The organism is Mesorhizobium atlanticum, assembly GCF_003289965.1.
Taxonomy (GTDB): domain Bacteria; phylum Pseudomonadota; class Alphaproteobacteria; order Rhizobiales; family Rhizobiaceae; genus Mesorhizobium; species Mesorhizobium atlanticum.
Genome location: NZ_QMBQ01000001.1, coordinates 255504 through 275417 on the forward strand (window position 1 = coordinate 255504; position 19914 = coordinate 275417).

The following is a 19914-nucleotide window of genomic DNA, read 5'->3' on the forward strand; positions in this document are numbered from 1 at the left end:
TGAGGTGCCCCCTCGGGACGTCCCTGCCCGCGACGGCCTCAGCTCTCATGAAAATGATTGTAGACCAGCTTTGCCACATGCTCGGAAATGCCGTCGACCTTGACCAGGTCCTCGACCGCGGCGCGGCTGACCGCCTTGGCGGTGCCGAAGGCGAGCAGCAGGGCGCGCTTGCGGCCCGGGCCGATGCCCGCGATCTCGTCGAGCGGGCTTTTCACCATCTCCTTCTTGCGGCGGGCCCGATGCGAGCCGATGGCGAAGCGGTGCACCTCGTCGCGCAAGCGCTGGACGAAATAGAGCACCGGGTCGCGCACCGGCAGCATGAAGCTCTCCCTGCCTTTGACGAAGAAGCGCTCGCGGCCGGCATCGCGGTCCGGGCCCTTGGCGATGCCTATTGCCGTTACCCGGTCCTCGACACCGAGATCGGCAAGGATCTGGCGCACCGCCGTCATCTGGCCTTGGCCGCCATCGATCAGGATGACGTCGGGCCAGGCCGGGAAGCCGCCATTGCCGGCGACCAGGTCCTCGTCACCGGTGTCGTCCGCGGTTGCGCCGGGCTGCTCGTCGCCATGCTCCTTGAGCAGCCGCGAGAAACGCCGCTGCATCACTTCGCGCATCATGCCGAAATCGTCGCCCGGCGTGATCTCGGTCGAGCGGATGTTGAATTTCCGGTACTGGTTCTTCACGAAACCTTCCGGCCCGGCAACGACCATGGCGCCGACCGCGTTGGTGCCCATGATGTGCGAGTTGTCGTAGACCTCGATGCGCACCGGCGGTTTTGCCAGGCCGAAGGTCTCGGCGAATCCCTGCAGCAGTCGCGCCTGCGTCGAGGTCTCGGCCAGCCTGCGGCCAAGCGCTTCGCGGGCGTTCTGCAGCGCGTGATCGGTCAGGTCCTTCTTCTCGCCCCGCTGCGGTACAGAGATCGTAATCTTGCGGCCGGCATGGGTGGACAGCGCTTCGGCGAGCAGTTCCTGTTCCTGCGCGGCATGGGACAGCAGCAGCGCGCGCGCCGGCAATTTGTCGTCATAGAATTGGGCCAGGAACGAGCCCAGCACCTCGGCCGGCTCCAGCGCCGGATCGGCCTTGGGGAAATAGGCGCGGTTGCCCCAGTTCTGGCCGGTGCGGAAGAAGAACACCTGGATGCAGGTTTGGCCGCCTTCCTGGTGGATGGCGAAGACATCCGCCTCCTCCACCGTCTGCGGATTGATGCCCTGATGCGCCTGCACATGCGAGAGCGCGGCAAGCCGATCGCGGTAGATGGCGGCGCGCTCGAAGTCGAGCTCCTCGGAGGCCTGCTGCATGGCGGCCGAGATTTCCGTCTTCACCTTCTGGCTGCGGCCGGAGAGGAAATCCTTGGCTTCCGCGACGAGCTCGGCATAGCCCTCATGCGAGATCTCGCCGGTGCAGGGACCGGCGCAGCGCTTGATCTGGTAGAGCAGGCAGGGCCTTGTGCGGTTCTCATAAAACGAATTGGTGCAGCTCCGAAGCAGGAAGGCGCGCTGCAGCGAATTGATGGTGCGGCCGACCGCGCCGGCCGAGGCGAAGGGGCCGAAATAGTCGCCCTTGCGCGAGCGCGCGCCGCGATGCTTGTAGATGCCGGGCGCGACATGGTCCCCGGTGAGCAGGATATAAGGGAACGACTTGTCGTCCCGCATCAGCACGTTGAAGCGAGGCCTCAGCCGCTTGATGAGGTTCGCCTCGAGCAGCAGCGCCTCGATCTCGGTGCGGGTGACGACGAATTCCATCGTCGCCGTCTCGCGCACCATGCGGCCGATGCGGGCGGTGTGGAACCGCCCCTGCGCGTAGTTGGTGACGCGCTTCTTCAAGCTGCGCGCCTTGCCGACATAGAGCACGTCGCCGGAGGCGTTCATCATGCGATAGACGCCGGGCTGGTTGGGCAGCCGCTTGACCAAGGTCTGGATCACCTCGGCGCCGACCATGCCGTCGGCATCGCCGGCATGCGGCGTCCAGTCGATGGCCGTGAAGGCGACATCGGGGCCGGTCGGCAAAGCCTCGGGTTCGACGATCTCCTCCGCCGCCTCATCCTCGACGTCGAGATCGACATCGGGGGGCAGGTCTTCGGCGGCGCCGTTGCGTCTGTGTTTTTGGGCTGCGGGACTCATTCCACCATGCCTGTCACATCGGGCGTCTGCCATGCAAGATGCTGGCCGCCGTCGAGCGCGATCATCTGGCCGGTCACCGAACGCGCCTGCCAGAGATAGCGGATCGTCGCGCCGAATTCGGGCAATTGCGGGCCGCGCTTCAGGATCAGGCCCTCGACTTGGCTTTCGAAATCGTCGTCGTCCTGGCGCTTGTTCTTCAGTGTCGGGCCGGGTCCGATGGCGTTGACGCGAATGCGCGGCCCGAGCGCCTGCGCCAGCATCTGCGTCTGTGTCCAGAGCGCCGATTTCGACAGCGCGTAGGAGAAATAGCGCGGCGTCGGCCGCCAGACGCGCTGGTCGATCATGTTGACGATCAGCCCCTCCTCGTCTTGCGGCAGCGCGCGGGCGAAATTCTGCGCCAAAAGCGCGGGCGCCTTCACGTGGATGGCGAAATGGCGGTCCCAGGCCTGCCAGTCGAAATCCTCGACCCGGTCGTCGACGAACAGGGACGCATTGTTGACCAGCAGCGTCACAGGGCCGAGCGCCGCCTCGGATCTGCCGACGAGATCGCCGACGGCATCCATGTCGGTGAGGTCGGCGGCGACGACGGCGGCGCGACCGCCCTCGCCCGTGATCTTTCCCGCCAGCGCCTCGGCATCCGTGCTCGACCGGTTGGCATGGATGGCGACGGCGAAGCCATTGGCGGCCAGATCCTCGACGATCGCCTTGCCGATCCGCCTTGCTCCACCCGTCACCAGCGCGACGGCCGTGGCTTGTTTCATGGTGTCAATCCTCAATCGGCTTCACGATTCCGGGAAGCCGGCACAATATGACGGGCCAAGCGTTAAATGCCATTTCCACCTAGGGCAGGAATGTGGCGGAGCGGCCCGGATGCGCTTCCGCCCCGCCGGATTCGGGGCGCCGTTCCCGGCAATATATGTTGCTGCACCCCTTGAACCAAGCGATGTGCAGCGCAACATGATTAGCCTGCTGACATTCGCTGTTGCGAAGATGCAACGTCACCTTTCGGCCTCATTCGCGCCCGGGAATGACCCAAGTTCAGGTTCGCTTCAGCCGCATTTCAGCACGACATTCGGAACCGTTAAACGCCAGGCTCGTTTATCCCCCCGGACGGGCCGGGGCGTTTCATGAACAACCAAGCCTAAGTGTCTTGTGGCTTAAGGAGTACAACAATGAAGACCAATCTTAAATTCGCGCCGCTTGCCGCCGCGCTCGGGCTGTTCGCCTTTGCTGGTACCGCTTTTGCGGCCGACGTCGTTTCCGAGGAGCCGCCGGCTCCCGCTCCGGTTGCCGAGCTTCCGGTTGCTTCCTGGGCCGGCCCCTATGTCGGCCTGAGCGCCGGCTATGGCTTCAGCGGCCATGCCAAGGCGTTGGGTGACAATGCAAAGACCAAGGGCTTCGTCGGCGGCGTCTTCGGCGGCTATCAGTGGCAGCAGGAGAACTTCGTCTACGGTGCTGAAGCCGACCTCGGCTACAACGGCACCAAGGGTTCGACCGCTACCTACAGCGCCAAGTCGGGCCTGGAAGGCTCTCTGCGCGCTCGCCTCGGCTATGCCGTGACCCCGGAAATCCTGCTCTATGGCACGGGCGGTCTCGCCGCCAAGAACCAGAAGATCGACGACGGCGTCTCCAGTGAGAGCAAGGGTATGTGGGGCTGGACGGCCGGCGCCGGCACCGACATCAAGATCACGGACAACGTGTTCGGTCGCGTCGAGTATCGCTACACCGACTACGGCAGCAAGAACTTCGACAATGTCGGCAAGGTCAAGTCTTCGGACAACCGCGTCACGTTCGGCCTCGGTATGAAGTTCTAAGTCGTCAAAAGCCACGACACGGAAAAGCCGGGCCTCGCGCCCGGCTTTTTTGTTGACAGGGCCGAAAGGCGTCAGGCGCCCGACCGACGCGCCGGCTGCTGCTGGAAACCATCGTGAGTGGCGATCGAGGGCAGCCGGTCCAGCCATTTCAAGCGCGAACGCATAAAGACCTGGGCGTCGGGCCGGTAGTCGCCTGGATCGGTCATGGTGGCGGCGTGGACGTGGATCTCCGACGGCCATCTTGCCGAGCGGAAGTAGAGCCTGGTGCCACAAGACGGACAGAAGCCGCGAAACGTGTCCGTGCTGCTTTCATAGTGCCTGATGTCGCCGGCCCAGCTCAGGTCATCGGGCCTCAGTCCCAGGAAGGCGGTGAAGGGAGACGAGGTGGCACGCTGGCAATCGGCGCAGTGACAGACCAGATTGCGGATGATGTCGCCGGAATATGTCCAGGTGACCGCTCCGCACATGCAATGCCCGCTGAGTGCCATCGCTTGCCCCTTGGCCGGGTGCGTTCGTCAGCGCCGGCGCAAGCCGATACTGACACATCGCCGTCCGGAAAGTGGTGAGTCAGCGGCTTACGCGCGCTTCTTTGCGACTTTGGCGGGTTTGTCCTTCGGCGGCAATGTCTGGACAAAGGCCAAAGCGAGATCGAGCCAGAAGGCGAGTTCGGCCTGGCTCGCCGTGCCTTCCGGCGCGACGTGGAGGTAGCCTTCCATCGAGCGCCCGCCCATTTCCATCGGGCGTGCATGGGGGCGAGCGGCCGCCGCCGCATGCGCGTCCTTGCCGACGCGCACGAGGAGTCCGCGCTTCGAAGTGCCGATCAGCATGTTGCCGTTGATCATGAAGCAGGTGCCGCCGAACATCTTCTGTTCGGTGAAGTCGCGCCGGCCGAGGGCGGCGCGCAAGCGCTCGACCATCGGGTCGGGCGCGACACTGGTTGAGGGCTTTGCCATGCTCATATCTCCGACTTGGATGATGTCAGGCAAGCATGGAAGCGGGTGGGGGTTCAAGCTCGCTTCCCCTTCTCCCCTTGTGGGAGAAGGTGGATCGGCGCGCAGCGCCGAGACGGATGAGGGGTGCTGGAAGAAACGGGGCGCTGAAGAATAGGGCGCTTCAAGCCCCAATTTCTTACTCGCAGCGATCCTTCCAACACCCCTCATCCGACCGAGCTTCGCTCGGCCACCTTCTCCCACAAGGGGAGAAGGAGAAGGCGCTCTACCCCGGCACGCTGCTCTTCAGTTCCGGAAACTTTTCGTCGAAGCGCGCGGCCCAGCGGACCAGGCGGCCGCGGCCCTTCTCCCATTGCCCCGAGAAGCGCAGCGCGAGATAGCCAAGTGTGGCGCGCAGCGCCATGTGGCCGGCGGTGATCTTCTTCGGCAGCTTGGGCGGATTGGCGTTGATGAGGTCGAGCGCGGTGGTGATCTTGCCCCATTGGCGGTCGAGCCAAGGCTGGTAGACCATCTCTTCCGGCCGTGTGCGCCGCTCATAGACCATCGACAGCGCGCAGTCGCAAATGCCGTCGGCCAGCGCCTCGAGAACTTCCGCCTCGAGCCGCTTGTCCGGATTGCGCGGGAACAGCGCATTCTTCGACAGCCGGTTGAGATGCTGGGTAATGGCGCGGCTGTCATGGATCGAGCGGCCATCCTCCAGCACCAGCACCGGGATCTTGCCGAGCGGATTGGCTGAGATCAGTTCGGCGGGCTTGTCCTCCGTCTTGACCGGCACGAGATCGACGGCGATGCCGGCGTAGACGGCCGCCATGCGGACCTTCGAGCTGTAGGGGGACGTGGAAGCATAGAGCAGTTTCGGCATGATCGATTTCCCAGTTGTGTGCCGCACTGTTGACCGAATGGAACGTCCTGGGCAACGGCCCAGCAAAGCTGATCCGGATTGGCCACGTCCTGCCGGCGCGGACGCGCCAACAAAAAAGCCCCCGGAAAGTTTTGCCGGACGGCAAAATTTCCGAGAGCTTTAGGAGGAGCGTTCGCTCCGACTTCGCTCGCTGTCACACCGAATTGGCGAGAGGGGTGCCGGGGTGGCACCCGCCCTCACCTGCCGCGGTTCGCCAAGCGAAGCTACGCGATTACTTCTTGGCGGCCGGCTTCTTCGCCGGAGCTGCCTTCTTGACGGCTGCCGGAGCCTTGGCGGCGGCGGCCTTCAGCGGAGCCTTGGCGGCGGGCTTGGCCGCGGCCTTCGCGGCCGGCTTGGCTGCTGCCTTGGCGGCGGGCTTCGCCGCTGCCTTCGCTACCGGCTTTGCGGCCGGCTTGGCTGCTGCCTTGGCGGCGGGCTTGGCCGCTGCCTTCGCCGCCGGCTTCGCTGCTGCCTTGGCCGGAGCCTTGGCGGCCGCCTTCGGTGCCGCTGCCTTCTTCACTGCTGCAGGTTTCGCGGCAGCCTTAGCTGCCGGCTTCTTTGCCGGCGCTTTCGCCGCCGGCGCCTTGGTTGTGGTCTTTGCCATGCGATGCCCCTTGCGTTTTGCCTAAGGTCGTGAGTGACCCGGCGTGCTCATGCATATCTGACTCGCGACTGTCTAGCCAGCGAAGCAACACAATGATTTTCAGTTATTGAATTTTGGTTACACGAAGATGCGCCTCATTGAAAAATTGTGAGCGAATCTGTCACTTTCGAAGTGGCGGCCCGGCGCACAGGTTTTCGCCCGGCTTCTATCACCCGATGATCCATCCATCCGCGGCATAACCTTATACCGCAATGTGAGCAGAGTGCTCACAATAGAGAACACGCCGCTGAACATCCGCTTCATCTTGTCCAGCGAAAACATCTACAGATGAACCGGCCATGCGGGACGATCAAAGCTTACGAGCTTGAAAGTGAGCTTAAAGCTCATATTCTGGCCCACCGTCAATCTCGGTCGACCTGCGTTCGCCCTGCAGGCGGCGCGCCGGCTCGGCCCGGTGCAGGTGCACGGCGTAGGTATCCCAGGGCGGCGAGACCGCGATCCCGGCCAGCATGCGACCGACCTCGCCGCGATGGTATCCGCCGTGCAGGACGACATGGGTCAGCATCTCCTGCCGCGTCATGCAGCCCTTGTCGCCGTCGGTGAAGGTGAAGGCGATCTGCTCGGCAAGTGCCTGCTCCGAAATGGTTTCGAGATAGTCGAGATACCAGCGATCGATCTCGGCAAGGTTGGCGCGCAGCGCGCGCGGCTCGGGTGTGTCCGGCGTATTGTCGCTCGCATAGCCGTGGGCTACGCCGCTGAGATGCGCGGCAAAGATCCGCGACACAACATGGATATGGTTCATCAGGCGGAGCGCGGCGTGTCGCTCTCCGGCGCCATGAGACGGATCCAATCCGGCAAGCGTCTCCACGAGCTCATCATTGGCCCAGGCCTGGTAGGCAAGCAGGCTCTTCAGCAAGGTCTTGGCGCTCAACTTCGCGGCCCATTTGCGTTGGTGAAATGAATGTGAGTATCCTGTTCATATTCTCGGGAGACGGGCCAGCATGTCTACTCGCATTGCAAAGCCGGCCGCGCGCATGCGCAAGCAGCCGCGCCAGGCACGTTCGATCGCCACCGTCGAGGCGATCATCGAAGCCGGTGCTCACGTTCTGAGCGAGCTCGGCTGGGCCGGCTTTTCCACCAACAAGGTGGCCGAGGCCGCGGGCGTCAGCATCGGCTCGCTCTATCAATATTTCCCCGACAAGCTCGCTTTGGTCGAAGCGATCCGGCGCCGTCACTTCGATCATGTGCTGTCGGTGATTCGCGAAGCGTCGGCGGAGGCGAAGCCGCTCAGGCAATTCGCGCGCGAGCTGGTGCGCGGCATGATCGGCGCGCACTCGATCCATCCGACGCTGCATCAGGTGCTGCTCGACGAGGCACCCGGCGACCGCGGCTCGCGCGCCGTGCACGCCTCGTTCCAGGCGCGCTATCTCGAACACTACGCGGCGGCCGTCGCGCAGTACCGCCGACGCCGCAAGGATACCGAGACGATGGCGCGCGTGCTCTCCTCGGCGGTGGAGGGCGTGATCCACAACGCGGCGCGGCGTAACATGCTCGACACGCCGGAATTGCAGAAGCAACTCGTCGAGCTGATCTCGGCCTATCTGTCAGGTAGCCGAGCTACCTGACCTGTCAGGTGGCCGAGCTACCTGACCTGTCGGGCGCCAAGGCAGCGTGAGACAGCGCCAGAGGACGAGGCTGGCTCCGGCTCGCATGCCGCCACGCCACTTCGCCCGGTGGCCGGCATCGCAAAATAATTCGCATCGCCTGTCGATTCCGCCCATCCCCGTTCGTCGTATCATCGCAACCAACCAACGAAGGACAACACACCGATGCGTTTCATGATGCTGATGATCCCCGGCGGCTACGCGACCGCGGCTCCCGAGGTCAGGCCCGAAGCGGAAGCCGTGGCGACGATGATGAAATACAATGAAGAGCTGAAGCGGGCCGGCGTGCTGCTCGCGCTCGACGGGCTGCATCCGCCGTCCTCGGGCGCACGGGTCTCCTTCAAGGGGGGCAAGCCGACCGTCACCGACGGCCCGTTCGCGGAGGTCAAGGAAGTGCTCGGCGGCTATTGGATGATCGACGTACGCTCGCCCGAGGAAGCCGTGGAATGGGCGCGACGCTGCCCGGCCGGAGAAAACGACGTCATCGAAATCCGGCGCGTTTTCGAGATGAACGATTTTCCCGAGGACGTCCAGAAGGTCGTCGACGGATTCGACGAGCTGAAGGGTTGACCGCCACGGCGGCGATCGAAGCGGTCTGGCGGATAGAGCAACCAAAGCTAGCCGCCAGGCTCACCCGCTATTTGCGCGATGTCGGGCTGGCCGAAGAGGTGGTGCAGGATGCTTTCGTGCTGGCGCTGGAACGCTGGCCCGAGGAAGGCATTCCACACAATCCGGCCGCATGGCTGACCCGGGTCGCCACCAACCGGGCGCTCGACCGGCTGCGCCGAACCGTGCTGATCGACGGCAAGCATCGCCAGTTGGCCGTCGACCTAGCCGAACTGGAGCGCGAGATGCCGGGGATCGAGGCGGCGCTGGACGAGGACATAGACGACGATCTGTTGCGGCTGATCTTCACCGCCTGCCATCCGGTGCTGCCGGCCGAACAGCGCGCGGCGCTTGCCTTGCGGATGCTGGGCGGGCTGTCGACGCCTCAGATCGCGCGCGCCTTCCTGGCGCCGGAGGCGGCCGTCGCCCAGCGTATCGTGCGCGCCAAAGGAACGCTGCGCGAAGCCGGCATCGCCTTCGAGACGCCGCGCGGGCAGGAGCGGCGCGAGCGCCTCGGCGCCGTGCTGGAAGTGATCTACCTGATCTTCAACGAAGGCTATGTCGCTTCCGCCGGACCGGACTGGCTGCGCGCGGACCTCAGCGGCGAGGCGATGCGTCTCGGCCGCCTGCTGGCGGCGCTGCTGCCGCAGGAGCCCGAGGCGCTCGGCCTGGTGGCGCTGATGGAGCTCAGCGCGTCGCGCTTTGGCGCCCGCATCGACGCGACGGGCAACCCGGTCCTTCTGCTCGACCAGGACCGCAGCCGCTGGGACTGGTCGCTGATCCGGCGCGGCCTCGATGGGCTGAACCGCGCGATGGCGCTGACGCCGACACCTGGCCCCTATCAGCTGCAAGCGATGATCGCCGCCTGCCATGCGCGCGCCGTGAGCGCCGCGGACACCGACTGGGTCGCCATCGCCGCCTATTACCAGGCGCTTGCGCTGGCGGCGCCCTCGCCCATCGTCGAGGTAAACCGGGCGGTCGCTGCCGGCATGGCGTTCGGACCGGCGCAAGGGTTGGCGATCGCCGACGCGCTGCGGGACGAACCTCGGCTCAACGATACGCATTTGTTGCCCACGGTGCGCGGCGACCTTCTGGCGAAGCTCGGACGGACGGACGAAGCCCGCGCCGAATTCCGCCGCGCCGCCGGGCTGACGGGCAATGAGCGGGAACGGGCGCTGTTGCTTGCGCGGGCTGGTGGTGGAGAAGCCAATTCGGGGTAGGCCGGCGGGACAGCGCCTGCCTCAGCTGTCCCCCAGCTGCCGTTGAACCGGCGTCCTCAGCGCGTGGCGACCACGGCCACGCCGGCGCCGATCATCACGCCACCGGCGGCGCGGTTCACGCGGCGCACGATCGCCGGTGTGCGCAAAAGGCCGCGGGCTCGGCCGGCGAGCAGGACATGTCCGCCGATGACCACAGCCTCGACGATCAGGATCACCGCCGCCAACACGCCAAGATCGCTTGTGTTGAGCGACGCGCCGACCACGTTGGGCAGCAGCGCGACATAGAACAGCGGCATCTTCGGATTGCCCAGGTTGAGCGCGATGCCGGTGGCGAAGGTCGCCAGCAAGCCGCGCCGGTTCGATACCGGCTGCGATGCCGGCACCACGGGAATGGCGGTCCACAACCTGATGCCCATCCAGATCAGATAGGCCGCGCCGCCATAGCGAAGCGCCGTCATGACGACCGCCATCTTGGCGGCGACGATCGACAGCCCGAGGGTGGCGAGCACCAGAAAGATGAGGATGCCGACCAATGTCCCGGCCCCATAGGGGATGCCCGACGCGGCACCGCCGGAGATCGTGCGGGCGACAATCGTCATATTGTCGGGGCCGGGACTGGCGGCAAACACGAAGAATGCGGCCGCAAAGGGGAGCAGCGTCGTGATATCCATGCCCGTCAGCGCCGCCTCAGCGCAGCACGCGGCAGCGGCCGTTATAGACAAGCCAGCGGTCGAAGCCCGAGACGCAGAATTCGACATTGTCGCCGATCGAGGCAAAGCCCTGGCCTTCCTCGATCAGGTAGAAGATCGAGCGGTCGCGGCCGTCCGACAGGTTGACCGTGGCGCGGCAATAGTGGCGGCCGATCGGCCATTCGTCGCTCGCCGGCTCGTAGCGATGCTGGCGGATGTTGCGGAAATCGGTGATCGCGACATTCGGCAGATGCGGCACGTGGTGCACCTGATAGGAGAAGCGGTCGGTGATCCTGCTCAGCACCCAGCTTTCGCCGCAGACGCTGCCATCGTCGCCGGTGTAGACGGAAAGGTCGGCGGCCCGCGCCGCCTGGGTGAAGCCCAGCGGAGCGGCGAAGGGAGTAGACAGCGCAACCAGCGCGGCAAGAGCGGAATGGGCGAAGCGAGTCATGACAGCCTCTCAGGGTCGGTTGCACGCACTGTGCGGATTCGCTTGGCGGCGGTCAAGCGGGTGGCAAAACAATGGTTTCCGCAAAGCTTCGTTCCGGAAGTCGCCGGCAAATCAGACCGTGCCGGCAAGCAGCAGGCCGCCGATGACGGCAATGTTGATCAGGAACGCATTGCGCAGCACCTGGCGCTCCGGCTCCGCGCTCGCCCAGAAACGCAACAGCATCACGTTCGTCGCCAGTGTGAAGAGGACCAGCGCGCCGGCGGCAAACGGCCGGGCCAGGCCGATCGCGAGCAGGAGGCCGCCAACGACCTCGACCGTCGAGCCGGCGGCCAGCATCAAGGCCGGAGCCGGAAATTTCTGCGCGGCCAGATAGTCGCGCATGGCGCCGAATTTCACGAAATGCTCGACGCCGGCGAAGACGAACACGCCGCCGATGAGGAGAGCGCCAAGCACTTGAATGGTTTGGACAGCCATGGCGGCCTCCTCTCGAAGCCATCTTCCGCTCCGCTCAGTCCTCGGGAACGAGGGCCGGGTTGTAGACGACCTCCCACAGATGATCGTCGGGATCCTGGAAGTAGCCGGCATAGCCGCCCCAGAAGGTTTTCTGCGCCGGCTTGACCACTCGCGCGCCGGCCTTGACGGCCTCGGCCATCACCGCGTCGACCTCGGCCTCGCTGCCGACATTGTGGCCGATGGTCAATTCGGTCGGGCTGCGACCGCTTTGCGGCACGGTGGCATCCCAGGCGATGTTGGCGCGCTCGTAGATGGCGAATTTCAGGCCGCCGGCGAGGTCGAAGAAGGCGACGGCGCCATGCTCGAAATCCCGGCCGATGATGCCCTCGGTCGGCAGGCCGAGACCGTCGCGATAGAATTTGAGCGAGGCTTCCAGATCGTCGACGCCGAGCGTCAATACGGTGATGCGAGCTTTCATTTCTCTCACTCCTTTCTATATTCGTGACCACGGTCGCAAACGGATGCGGTCTGATGCGAGCGCATGAAGCACCGTGAGGTTCCATCCGTTTTGTCATGGATGACGTAGCCGGCCTTGAAGATTTCGGCCAAAATGACCGTCGTACCGATCCGGCAAACCTGCCGGAGCAGATCGGAGAAGAGATGGAACCGGTGCTGGCACAGACAACCGGCTTCTTTCGGGAGCGGCCCGTCGCCGGCGGGCTGGCCGATGCCTTCTCCGCTGTCTGGGTCCATCGCATGGACGAGCGCGCCGTTCCACCCATCGTCATCACGCCGGACGCGACGATCGACCTGCAATGGATCGACGGCCGCTTCCGCGTGGCCGGGCCGGACAAGGAGCCACAGATCGAGACGCCTGCCGCCGGCGCGGTGATCGTCGGCTTCCGCTTCCGGCCGGGCGCGGCCGCGGGATGGCTCGGCGTGCCGGTCGGCGAAATCGTCGGCGGACGGCTTGATCTCGGCGAATTATGGGGCACGCGCAGCCGCGAGCTTTCAGACCGTATCAAAGCGACGCCCAACCTCGCCGACCTGGTTCGGCGCCTGGAAGAGACGATCGGCGCGCACACGGAAGGACGCGCTGCGCTCGACCGGCAGATGGGCCGGGCCTTCGACGTCATCGACGAAGGTTTGCCGCCGGAAACGCCGTTGGTTCCGTTCCTGCAACGCCAGTTGCATATGAGCGAGAGGACGCTGCGCCGGCGTTTCGAGGACGCTTTCGGCTATGGCCCCAAAACGCTCGACCGTATCCTGCGCTTCCACCGGTTCCGGCGCCTGCAACGACAAACGGCCGATACCTCGACCGCGCTGCTCGCCATCGAGGCCGGCTATGCCGACCAGGCGCATCTGATCCGTGAAAGCCGGCGGCTGACCGGTGTGACGCCTTCGGCACTGGCATAAAGACTACCGGCCCTACTCGCCCGCCAGCCAATCAGAGGTCCATCGCGACGGCTGCCGGACAGCGAGCACCTTGTGCAGGGCGGGCAACAGGACCTTCAATTCGCCTTCCAGCGTATAGGGCGGATTGACCACCACTAGACCGCTGCCGTCGAGGCTGGGCTCGTCAGAGGCGGGCCGGATCTCGAAGGCGATATCGAGCAGTTTTGGAATGCCGGTTTCCTTGAGCGCCGCGCGGAAAGCGGTGACCGCCTTGCGGTCCTTGATCGGATACCAGAGCGCGTAGATGCCGCCCGGCCAGCGCCGGTGCGCCTTGCGCAGGCCCTCGACCAGACGGGAGAACTCGCCTTCCTCCTCGAAGGGCGGATCGATGAGGACCAAGCCGCGCTTTTCCTTCGGCGGCAGTTGCGCGCCTAGCGCCAGCCAGCCGTCGAGCTCGATCACTCTTGCCTGGAAATCGCCCGCGAAAACCGATTTGAGCCGCGCGGCATCCTGCGGGTGCAGCTCGACCGCCGTCAGCCGGTCCTGGTTGCGCAGGAGATGGCGAACGATCAGCGGCGAGCCGGGATACTGCTTGAGGTCGCCGTCGGGATTTTGCGCGCGCACCGCTTCCAGGTAGGGCTGAAGCAGCGCCGCGGCCTGCGGCTCCAGCGTGGCCTCGGCCAGCCGGCCGATGCCGCCCTGCCACTCGCCGGTCTTGCCGGCCTCCACCGAGGCAAGGTCGTAGCGGCCAATGCCGGCATGGGTGTCGATGACACGGAAGGCCTTGTCCTTCTGCTTGAGGTACTCGACAAGGCGCGCGAGCACGGCATGCTTGACGACATCGGCGAAATTGCCGGCGTGGTAGGCGTGGCGATAATTCATGCCGGCCTCACTCTAGAGAGCATGATGTCGTCCGAAAACCGCTTCACACTTTTCGGCATCATGCTCGTAGCGAACCGTTGCGGCCCCAGCGCGGCGGTGGCGGCTGCGAATTGGGATTTTGCGGACGGCCTCCGCCGCGGCGGCCGAAGACCAGCGACAGCACCAGTCCGGCAAGGCCGACACCCATCAGCGTGTAGCCGGCCGGCTCGGCGCGCTCGTCGATCGAGCCGGTGCCGGCGCGCAGGATGAGATCGACCGCCCGCATGTCGATGCCGTCGGCATCGCCCGGACCGACGGTGAAGACGTAAGGACCGGGCGTGACCCTTTCGATGACGCCGGCCTCGTCGCGAAAGATCTTGTCTGGCAGTTGCGGGCTGGCCTGGCGCGGATTGTCGGTGTGATTGAAGGAAAGGGCCGACGCCAGCGCCGTGCGGCCGCCGCTCGCGGCCGTCAGCGTCAGCACGGTGCGCTGCTGGCCCGCGATGCGCTCTGCCCGCGCGGTCATGTCGACCAGCACCCGCACTGGGGCGTCGCTTGCGGCGAGTTGCACGGTGGCCGGCCGGAAGCGGCCGCCGCCATAAACGCGGTAAGTGCCGATGGCGTGGCCGGAAAAATTGCTCATCGCCCAGGGATAGAAGATGCCGATGGCGGCGCCGGCGATGAGGAGAAGGACAAAGAGGAAGCGCATTCAAACCCTTGGCTGGTTTCTTCGGCGTGCGGCTGCCGCCATTCTGACTAGCGGCCTCCGCTTCGGGCAGCTTCGCGGACCCGCTCCATCTCGTCCAGAAACATTTCCAGGCCAAGCTCGAATGTCTTGTCGAAATCCGCGGCGCCGAAATAGGCCCCGGCCTTCACAACGCTCGGATAGTCGCGCGCCAGTTCTTCGTTGCTCACGGTGGTGACCGCCGAAGGGCCTTTGGCGTAGCCGGCCGTCTCGTCGAGGATCGCGCCCATCAGATAGTAGCCGGCGGCGCGGAACAGGCGAGCGCTGAGCTCGGGACCGAAGCCGCCGTCCTCGAACAGGCCGATGATGGCGTTGAGCTTGGCAAGGCAAGGCGGCGAGTTCATGCGATAGACGACGATGAAAGGCGCAAAGGCCGGGTGCTCGGTGGCGACACGGCGGAACTCCTGCATGCCGACGCGGGCGCGTTCGCGCCAGGGCAGGCTGTCGTCGGGAATGACAAGCCCGCTCATCTGCCGGTCGACCAGCGCCTCATAGAGATGCGCCTGCGAGGGGAAGTGGTGATAGATGCTCATCGCCTCGCAGCCGAGCCTGGCGGCGAGCTTGCGCATCGAAAAGCCAGACAGCCCTTCCCGCTCGATCACCTCGAAGGCGGCGTCCTCGATCATCTCGCGGGAGAGCTTTCCGCGCGGTCGCTTTTTTTTGCTCGGTGCATCCATGGCGGCGCTTGACAACTTACACTGTAAGGTTCATCTTCCACATACCTTACATCGTAAGGCTAACAAAAACCAGAGGAGAACATCATGTCAGTCATTCGCATCGCCTCAACCGTGCATTCCTGCCTTCGTTCCGCCTCGCTCATCGCCGCCGCGGGCGTGTTTGCCGCAACACTCGCCTCCGCACCCGCCTGGGCCGATGACTACGACGCGGCGCTGAAGGACATCCAGTCGACGATGGGAGGCGTGCCGAGCTTCGTGAAGCAGTTCCCGAAAGCCGGTCTGCCCGGCGCCTGGGCCGAGGTCAAGGCCATCGAGCTCAGCGACAAGACGGCGCTGACGCCGAAGGAGAAGTCGCTGATCTCGCTCGCGGTCGCGGCGCAGATCCCCTGCAGCTACTGCATCTGGTCCGACACTCAGGACGCAAAGCACGCCGGCGCCACCGACGAGGAAATCCAGGAAGCCGTCGCCATGGCGGCGCTGACGCGCCACTGGAGCACGATCTTCAACGGCATGCAGGTCGATTTCGAGACCTTCAAGAAGGAGATGGGCGGAGAGTAACGGTTCAGGCACAAGGTGCTGAGGTGACAAATGGCCCACGGCGACGCGGGCCATTTTGTTGGCCACGGTCTGCCCCCAATCGACCGTCGTCATGCGGGACAGGTGGATGTCCGGCGTCAAGCCGTCCTGCCCTCTTGCGCAACAGAAAAATACGTGGAAGCGGTCAAACAGCTATCGCTAAATTAACCATGTTTGCCATAATGAGTTTGGGTGGCGGCTGATCAATGATTCGAACATAAGCGCCGAGCGATCGAGGGGATATTACTTCATGCTCATGGGTTATCGCGGCTTAAGCCGGCCCTGCCCCAACAACAATTTTCGCATGCCGATCAAGGCTCTACCCCGTCTTTTTGTTTTGGGCGCATTGTTGGCAACTGCCGGTTGCCAATACTTCAACTTCGGTCAGTCGACCTCATTCAGCGTGTCGCAAAGCGGCAACGCTGCCTTGATCGACTTGAAACCAACCCGATCCGCCCAGACAGAGGGCCCGTCTCGCTCGGCGCCTGTGGTAAGGGTCAATCCTTATCTCGGGAACGCCGGTTTTATTTGCGGCCCGAGCGGCTTTGGACAGCAATCGCATTGTTTCGCCAGAAGTCCCGGGGTGCTTGCCGAGAACATCTAGATACGGCCGGCAATCTCGACCCGGCGTCTTGCTGGCGTTGCTTCGAGGCTTCAGGAAAGACGCCGAGGGCTCTCCCGGCCTGTTGCCGCAATTCGATGAATGCGGCGCCGGTTACAAGGCTTTCCGGGGCAGCGCCTCACCGCTGACGAGCCCTGTGTGCGCCACTCCTTGGTTAACCACTCGCAAAGGCGTGAGGTTAACAAAACGCTAATTTAGTTGACTACCCCCGACACAGGTATATCTTTGTATGTGTTGGGTGTGCAATTTGGGCGAGCAGTCTGCGGTGGTGGCAACCGACTCGTGGATCGCGATTTAGGGGCGTAAGGGACGCTTAGCGGCGAAGACAAGCCGTAAAGCAACAAGCCCCGCGAACTCAGAAAATTACGACGCACATCAGTGCAGGCGGTTCTGCATATGCGGAGGAATCGCCTTTGTGACCTGGTCGGGCAGTGCCCCGTCCCGGAACGGTAGCGTGTGTGCGTACGAGGTTGCCATGAATAGGGTCATCAAAGTTCTGAAGCCGGTCCGATCGGGTCGAAAGAGCATCGATCGTGGCCGTGCCCTGGTCACCGGCGGAGCGGGGTTCCTGGGTTCTCATTTGTGCGAGCGACTGCTTGCGGACGGCTATGAAGTCATCGCCCTGGACAATTTCCACACCGGCAAAAGATACAATCTAGCCGGCGTCGCGGGGGACGCCGCCTTCACCTGCATCAGCCACGACGTCGTCGATGCCTTGCCGACGGATCTCGCCGTCGACGAGATCTACAACCTTGCCTGCCCGGCGTCCCCGCCGCACTATCAGGCCGATCCCATCCACACGTTCAAGACCAGCGTGCTCGGGGCGATCAACCTTCTGGAACTCGCCCGGCGCCACAACGCCAAGATATTCCAGGCTTCGACCTCCGAGGTCTACGGCGATCCGCTGGTGCATCCGCAGCCTGAAGCCTATTTCGGCAACGTCAACACGCATGGCCCGCGCGCCTGCTACGACGAAGGCAAGCGCTCGGCCGAAACGCTGTTCTTCGATTATGCGAGAACCTACGGCCTCGATATCCGCGTCGCGCGTATTTTCAACACCTATGGGCCGCGCATGCGGCCCGATGACGGTCGCGTGGTGTCCAATTTCATCGTCCAGGCACTGCGCGGGGACGATATCACGGTCTATGGCAGCGGCACGCAGACGCGCTCCTTCTGCTATGTCGACGACCTCATCGAAGGGTTTGTGCGGCTGATGCGGTTGCCGACCGCGCCGAACCATCCGGTCAACCTCGGAAACCCCGGCGAGTTCACCGTCATGGAACTGGCCGAGCTCGTCCTCGATTGCACCAATTCCCGCTCGCGGATCGTGCACAGGCCGTTGCCGGTCGACGATCCCCGGCAGCGCCGGCCCGATATCAGCTTCGCCGAGCAGCAGCTCGGCTGGAAGCCGAAGGTCGCACTGAGCGAGGGGCTCGCCTACACCGCCAGCTATTTCGAAGCGCTTCTCGGCCGCCGGCAGCCCGGCACCTCACGCGGCGACCATCTGTCCTCCGGCGAGGCTTTCGCCCTATGAGCGCCCGCCCCATCCTGGTGACGGGCGGCGCCGGCTTCATCGGCAGCCACACCTGCAAGCAGTTGGCGGCGGCCGGCTACCTGCCGGTGGTCTACGACAATCTCAGCCGCGGCAACGAGAAGGCTGTGGCCTGGGGTCCGCTCGTGGTCGGCGATATCCGCGACCGCGGCGCGCTCGAGCGCGCCATCGCCATCCACAGGCCGCAAGCGATCGTCCATTTCGCCGCGCTCGCCTATGTCGGCGAGTCGGTCAGCGACCCCGCGGACTATTATTCAGTCAATGTCGCCGGCACCATCGCCGTGCTCGAGGCCGCGCGGGCGAACGGCATCGGCAACATCATCTTCTCCTCCAGTTGCGCGACCTATGGCATGCCCGAGGCGCTGCCGGTGCGCGAGACCTCATCGCAGAACCCGATCAGCCCCTACGGCCGCAGCAAGCTGATGGGCGAACAGATCATCAGGGACCATGCCGCGGCCTACGGCACGAAATACGCGATCCTGCGTTACTTCAACGCTTGCGGCGCCGATCCCGACGGCGAGCTTGGCGAATGGCATACGCCGGAAACCCATCTCATTCCCAGGGTGTTGATGGCGGCGTCCGGCATGATCGAGGCGATCGAGGTCTTCGGCACCGACTACGAGACCGCGGACGGCACCTGCGTGCGCGACTACGTCCATGTCAGCGACCTCGCCCGGGCGCATATCAAGGCCCTCATGCATCTGGAGGCCGGCGGCAAAAGCCTTGCGGTCAACCTTGGCACCGGCCGCGGGGTCTCGATCAGGCAGATCATGGAGGCGGTCGAGCGGATCACATCGCGGCCGGTCCCGGTCATGTACAAGGCGCGCCGGCCAGGCGATCCGGCGGGGCTTTTCGCCGACCCCGGCCTTGCCCGCGAACAGCTGGGCTTCGTGGCGCAACTTTCCGACATCGACACCATCGTCAGGACGGCCGCACCCTTCTTCGGGCTCGGTCCGGCCTTGCGCGATTGCGGCGCTTCGGCCGCCATGCCGCGCGCATTGCGCGCGCCGCGCGGCGCAAACGCCAATCAGAAACGCCGGCCCGCAAGGCCGGCGGTCGGCCCTGTGAGTAATGTGTCGGGGCGTGGGCTCGCTGAGTTCGGCTAAGGCCGTCTCAGCGAGCCTCCATTTCTGTTGCAGGTTGCCTGAGCGCAATAAGGACGAGAGCCACGGCGAAACCGCCGAACCCAACGCGCAGCTTTCCCGCAATTGCTTCAGCTCTTGCTGTCGATCAGCTTGCGGGTCTCATCGAACTGCGCGCCCTTGGTGTTGCCCGCCTCGAACTTCTGGTGCTCGTCGGCGGGATCGTCCTTGGCGTGCTTGAAATCATACCATGTGCCGTCGGGATCCTTGCGCTGCTCGATGTTCCCGTTCTCGACACGATGACTGTAGCAGGTACGCTGCGGCTTGGTGGAGTAGGTCTTGGACCGCCAGGCAAGTTCCATGCACATCTTGCCCTTTTCCGTCACCAGCCAGCGGCCCTCGCCGACGGCGGGCGAATCCTCCCCCTTCGTCCAGGCATGCAGGCGCCTGTCCATTCCGAAATAGGCGGCGCCGTTCTTCCAGTTCCAGGTGCGGTCGGCATAGAGAAGCTGCAGCTCGAAAGCCGTCGGAGCAATGTCGGGCTTGGCAGCCGCCTCGACCGGCGTACCGTTCTTCGCCGGAGCCGCGCCGCCGCCAAAAGCAAGCTGGCCGCAGGTGGCCAACGCAACCAGCCAGCCGACTTTCGCAAGCCGATGGGGCCGGCTCAATTCAAGTCGGCCCGGTTCGTATGACGATGTGGTTTCAGCTGTCGTCCCGTTGAGCGTGCGCATGTCGATACCCCCTCTCGACCCCGATACTGTGGGGCCGATGAACCCTGTTCTGGAAGATGTTCCCCCGGGCTTCCCGCGAGCCGTCACGATGCCTGGGCCTGTCGGCCCGATGGCGGCGCGATCAGCGCCCATGAGCCTATTAACAGCCGCGCGCGGCGCGATGTCAACTCAATCGAGGCTCAAGTGATCACTACAAGTCGC

Annotated in this window: 24 protein-coding genes; 9 read left to right on the top strand and 15 right to left on the bottom strand. The window is 64.6% G+C overall.

What is annotated here, in order from left to right; translation table 11 throughout:
• Positions 1-38: 38 nt before the first annotated feature.
• Positions 39-2120 (bottom strand): excinuclease ABC subunit UvrC, encoded by a 2082-nt coding sequence (uvrC, locus tag DPM35_RS01520; protein ID WP_112125568.1) that lies wholly within the window; start codon positions 2118-2120, stop codon positions 39-41.
• Complete coding sequence (locus tag DPM35_RS01525; RefSeq protein ID WP_112125569.1) at positions 2117-2881, bottom strand: SDR family oxidoreductase; 765 nt, start codon at positions 2879-2881, stop codon at positions 2117-2119. Before DPM35_RS01525 ends, uvrC begins: the two co-directional genes overlap by 4 nt.
• A 411-nt stretch (positions 2882-3292) precedes the next feature.
• Between DPM35_RS01525 and DPM35_RS01530 the strand changes: the two genes are divergently transcribed.
• A complete protein-coding gene (locus DPM35_RS01530; RefSeq protein ID WP_112125570.1) occupies positions 3293-3934 on the top strand; it encodes an outer membrane protein in 642 nt (213 codons plus the stop codon).
• 71 nt (positions 3935-4005) lie between these two features.
• Here DPM35_RS01530 and DPM35_RS01535 read toward each other — a convergent pair whose 3' ends face one another.
• The 5 genes from DPM35_RS01535 to DPM35_RS01560 all read right to left on the bottom strand — a co-directional run bounded on the left by DPM35_RS01535 (position 4006) and on the right by DPM35_RS01560 (position 7320).
• A complete protein-coding gene (locus tag DPM35_RS01535; RefSeq protein ID WP_112125571.1) occupies positions 4006-4422 on the bottom strand; it encodes a GFA family protein in 417 nt (138 codons plus the stop codon).
• Between the two features lie 87 nt (positions 4423-4509).
• Positions 4510-4887 carry a TfoX/Sxy family protein gene (locus DPM35_RS01540; RefSeq protein WP_245431393.1) on the bottom strand — a complete coding sequence of 126 codons (378 nt, stop codon included), beginning with the start codon at positions 4885-4887 and terminating at the stop codon, positions 4510-4512.
• A 262-nt stretch (positions 4888-5149) separates the two neighbouring features.
• Positions 5150-5746, bottom strand: a complete 597-nt coding sequence (locus DPM35_RS01545) for a glutathione S-transferase family protein (RefSeq protein ID WP_112125573.1) — start codon at positions 5744-5746, stop codon at positions 5150-5152.
• 271 nt (positions 5747-6017) lie between these two features.
• Complete coding sequence (locus DPM35_RS32340) at positions 6018-6389, bottom strand: hypothetical protein (RefSeq protein WP_181591888.1); 372 nt, start codon at positions 6387-6389, stop codon at positions 6018-6020.
• Between the two features lie 376 nt (positions 6390-6765).
• A complete protein-coding gene (locus DPM35_RS01560) occupies positions 6766-7320 on the bottom strand; it encodes a DinB family protein (protein WP_112125575.1) in 555 nt (184 codons plus the stop codon).
• 103 nt (positions 7321-7423) lie between these two features.
• On the opposite strand from DPM35_RS01560, the gene DPM35_RS01565 reads away from it, so the two are divergent.
• The 3 genes from DPM35_RS01565 to DPM35_RS01575 all read left to right on the top strand — a co-directional run bounded on the left by DPM35_RS01565 (position 7424) and on the right by DPM35_RS01575 (position 9879).
• A complete protein-coding gene (locus DPM35_RS01565) occupies positions 7424-8014 on the top strand; it encodes a TetR/AcrR family transcriptional regulator (protein ID WP_112125576.1) in 591 nt (196 codons plus the stop codon).
• 204 nt (positions 8015-8218) lie between these two features.
• Positions 8219-8623 carry a YciI family protein gene (locus DPM35_RS01570; protein ID WP_112125577.1) on the top strand — a complete coding sequence of 135 codons (405 nt, stop codon included), beginning with the start codon at positions 8219-8221 and terminating at the stop codon, positions 8621-8623.
• A complete protein-coding gene (locus DPM35_RS01575) occupies positions 8620-9879 on the top strand; it encodes an RNA polymerase sigma factor (RefSeq protein ID WP_112125578.1) in 1260 nt (419 codons plus the stop codon). The genes DPM35_RS01570 and DPM35_RS01575 overlap by 4 nt, the downstream gene beginning before the upstream one ends.
• A 56-nt stretch (positions 9880-9935) precedes the next feature.
• Here DPM35_RS01575 and DPM35_RS01580 read toward each other — a convergent pair whose 3' ends face one another.
• From DPM35_RS01580 to DPM35_RS01595, 4 genes are all read right to left on the bottom strand, one after another.
• Positions 9936-10550 (bottom strand): LysE family translocator, encoded by a 615-nt coding sequence (locus DPM35_RS01580; protein WP_112125579.1) that lies wholly within the window; start codon positions 10548-10550, stop codon positions 9936-9938.
• Between the two features lie 16 nt (positions 10551-10566).
• Positions 10567-11019 carry a hypothetical protein gene (locus DPM35_RS01585; protein ID WP_112125580.1) on the bottom strand — a complete coding sequence of 151 codons (453 nt, stop codon included), beginning with the start codon at positions 11017-11019 and terminating at the stop codon, positions 10567-10569.
• A gap of 111 nt (positions 11020-11130) precedes the next feature.
• On the bottom strand, positions 11131-11493 hold the full coding sequence (locus DPM35_RS01590; RefSeq protein WP_112125581.1) for a DoxX family protein: 363 nt from the start codon (positions 11491-11493) through the stop codon (positions 11131-11133).
• A 34-nt stretch (positions 11494-11527) separates the two neighbouring features.
• Positions 11528-11950 (bottom strand): VOC family protein, encoded by a 423-nt coding sequence (locus tag DPM35_RS01595; RefSeq protein ID WP_112125582.1) that lies wholly within the window; start codon positions 11948-11950, stop codon positions 11528-11530.
• Between the two features lie 95 nt (positions 11951-12045).
• Between DPM35_RS01595 and DPM35_RS01600 the strand changes: the two genes are divergently transcribed.
• Positions 12046-12888 carry an AraC family transcriptional regulator gene (locus DPM35_RS01600; RefSeq protein ID WP_245431394.1) on the top strand — a complete coding sequence of 281 codons (843 nt, stop codon included), beginning with the start codon at positions 12046-12048 and terminating at the stop codon, positions 12886-12888.
• A 12-nt stretch (positions 12889-12900) separates the two neighbouring features.
• On the opposite strand, the gene DPM35_RS01605 is transcribed toward DPM35_RS01600, so the two are convergent.
• Genes DPM35_RS01605 through DPM35_RS01615 form a run of 3 tightly spaced genes read right to left on the bottom strand, consistent with a single transcriptional unit; the run spans position 12901 to position 15099 of the window.
• Positions 12901-13749, bottom strand: coding sequence for a 23S rRNA (adenine(2030)-N(6))-methyltransferase RlmJ (locus tag DPM35_RS01605; RefSeq protein WP_112125583.1), 849 nt, complete (start codon positions 13747-13749; stop codon positions 12901-12903).
• Positions 13750-13807: 58 nt separating this feature from the next.
• A complete protein-coding gene (locus DPM35_RS01610; RefSeq protein ID WP_112125584.1) occupies positions 13808-14437 on the bottom strand; it encodes a hypothetical protein in 630 nt (209 codons plus the stop codon).
• A gap of 47 nt (positions 14438-14484) precedes the next feature.
• The gene (locus tag DPM35_RS01615; RefSeq protein WP_245431395.1) at positions 14485-15099 is read right to left on the bottom strand and encodes a TetR/AcrR family transcriptional regulator; all 615 of its coding nucleotides are present in this window, start codon (positions 15097-15099) and stop codon (positions 14485-14487) included.
• Between the two features lie 135 nt (positions 15100-15234).
• On the opposite strand from DPM35_RS01615, the gene DPM35_RS01620 reads away from it, so the two are divergent.
• The 4 genes from DPM35_RS01620 to galE all read left to right on the top strand — a co-directional run bounded on the left by DPM35_RS01620 (position 15235) and on the right by galE (position 19006).
• Positions 15235-15708 (top strand): carboxymuconolactone decarboxylase family protein, encoded by a 474-nt coding sequence (locus DPM35_RS01620; RefSeq protein ID WP_112125586.1) that lies wholly within the window; start codon positions 15235-15237, stop codon positions 15706-15708.
• Positions 15709-15976: 268 nt separating this feature from the next.
• Positions 15977-16330 carry a hypothetical protein gene (locus DPM35_RS32135; protein ID WP_146767909.1) on the top strand — a complete coding sequence of 118 codons (354 nt, stop codon included), beginning with the start codon at positions 15977-15979 and terminating at the stop codon, positions 16328-16330.
• A 493-nt stretch (positions 16331-16823) separates the two neighbouring features.
• Positions 16824-17882, top strand: coding sequence for a UDP-glucuronic acid decarboxylase family protein (locus DPM35_RS01625; protein WP_112125587.1), 1059 nt, complete (start codon positions 16824-16826; stop codon positions 17880-17882).
• Complete coding sequence (gene galE / locus DPM35_RS01630; RefSeq protein WP_112125588.1) at positions 17879-19006, top strand: UDP-glucose 4-epimerase GalE; 1128 nt, start codon at positions 17879-17881, stop codon at positions 19004-19006. Before DPM35_RS01625 ends, galE begins: the two co-directional genes overlap by 4 nt.
• A gap of 107 nt (positions 19007-19113) precedes the next feature.
• On the opposite strand, the gene DPM35_RS01635 is transcribed toward galE, so the two are convergent.
• Positions 19114-19713: a DUF995 domain-containing protein gene (locus DPM35_RS01635; protein ID WP_112125589.1), complete on the bottom strand. Its 600-nt coding sequence runs from the start codon at positions 19711-19713 to the stop codon at positions 19114-19116.
• Between the last annotated feature and the right edge of the window lie 201 nt (positions 19714-19914).